The sequence below is a fragment of the Oleiphilus sp. HI0067 genome (assembly GCF_001635735.1).
This window is the reverse complement of the sequence record NZ_LWFI01000996.1, coordinates 1-1,421: the sequence shown is the minus strand read 5'-3', so window position 1 is coordinate 1,421 and position 1,421 is coordinate 1. Positions and strand designations below refer to the sequence as shown.

Genomic DNA, 1,421 nt, shown 5'->3' with positions numbered 1-1,421 from the left:
GCTTTAACTTTATTGTGTGTGAAACATAGCGTCTTATCTTTAAGGGCATAGAAACAGCATAAAAATGAATACAATAAATAGCTGTCACCCTTAAAGCGCAATACGAGACAGAACGACTAGTTTGTCTATACTAATTTGTCATCGTACTGTCGAATGATTGAATAAAACGTTATTTGCACTGAGCGTGTAAGCATTAACAACTAGAGCCGAACTCCAATGCACCAGAAGGACTATGCAGTGAAGGTGCTGCATATCACAGATTGCCATCTTAATGCAGACAGAAGTAGAGACCTGTTAGGTATCAATACTTTTGATAGCTTGAATGCCGTGTTAAATGACATCAAGGCAGATGGTCAGCAGCCAGATTGTATTCTCGTGACTGGCGATATTTCTCAAGATGGATCTGTCGAAGCCTACCAAACGATGAAAGAGATGCTGTCTGATTTCACCTGTCCAATTCGTTGGTTTGCAGGTAACCATGATGCACGTTCAAATATGTCATCGGTGATCGGCGAGGGCGAAGAGCTCCAGAAAACCTTGGTTGTCGGTGATTGGGAAATCATTCTTTTAGATTCTTTATCCCCAGGGAATGTTCATGGTGAGTTGAGCGACTCAGAGCTGAACTTACTGGAGACTTCTTTAGCTTCTTCCTCTGCGAACAATACGATGGTGTGTTTGCATCATCACCCAATTCCTATTGGTGCAAAGTGGCTCGATAACATCGGCTTGCATCGTCCTGAAGCATTTTTAGATGCGGTCTCGAAAGATCAGTCAGTAAAAGCTGTTTTGTGGGGGCATATACATCAGGAATTTGATCAGAGTATTGATGGAAAGCGCTGGTTGGCTTCTCCTTCAACATGCATACAGTTTAAACCGCAGTCTGAAGACTTTGCTTTAGATAAGTTGGCTCCAGGGTATCGTTGGCTGACTTTACATTCTGATGGTTCCTTCGAAACGGAAGTGAAGCGAGCAAATGAGTTTGAGTTTGAGCTAGATCTTCAAAGTAATGGCTACTAAGCGACTTTTATATCTTCACGGTTTTAATAGCTCCCCTGCTTCTGAAAAAGCGAATCAAACCTGTAGTTATTTTGCTGAGAACGATCTTTTCCGAATCGACATTCCTGCTCTTCCTGCTGAACCGTCCAAAGCAATCGACTTGCTAGAGAATAAGCTCCAAGTTGCCGAGTATTCTGGTTTGATTGGTAGCAGTTTGGGAGGGTTTTATAGTCTTTATCTTCATGTTAACTATGCATTGCCGGCTGTTTTGATCAATCCAGCGGTGCGGCCGTATGAGTTGTTGTCGGATTACATTGGCATAAATAAAAATATGTATACCGGCGTGGAGTATGAAGTAAAGTCTGAGCATATGGAGCAATTACTTGCTTTAGATGTTGATCGGACGTCTTTAAAATTGTCGCAGT

Annotated in this window: 2 protein-coding genes; both read left to right on the top strand. The window is 42.1% G+C overall.

The window, feature by feature from the left end:
• The first annotated feature begins 216 nt into the window (after positions 1 to 216).
• A complete protein-coding gene (gene cpdA, locus A3739_RS12970) occupies positions 217 to 1,017 on the top strand; it encodes a 3',5'-cyclic-AMP phosphodiesterase (RefSeq protein ID WP_068475317.1) in 801 nt (266 codons plus the stop codon).
• Positions 1,007 to 1,421 (top strand): YqiA/YcfP family alpha/beta fold hydrolase (locus A3739_RS12965; RefSeq protein ID WP_082878398.1); only part of this gene is annotated, 415 nt, incomplete at its 3' end. The genes cpdA and A3739_RS12965, both read left to right, overlap by 11 nt.

Excerpts from the sequence above, each read along its gene's own strand:
- cpdA (WP_068475317.1), top strand. The coding sequence starts at position 217 with ATGCACCAGAAGGACTATGCAGTGAAGGTGCTGCATATCACAGATTGC.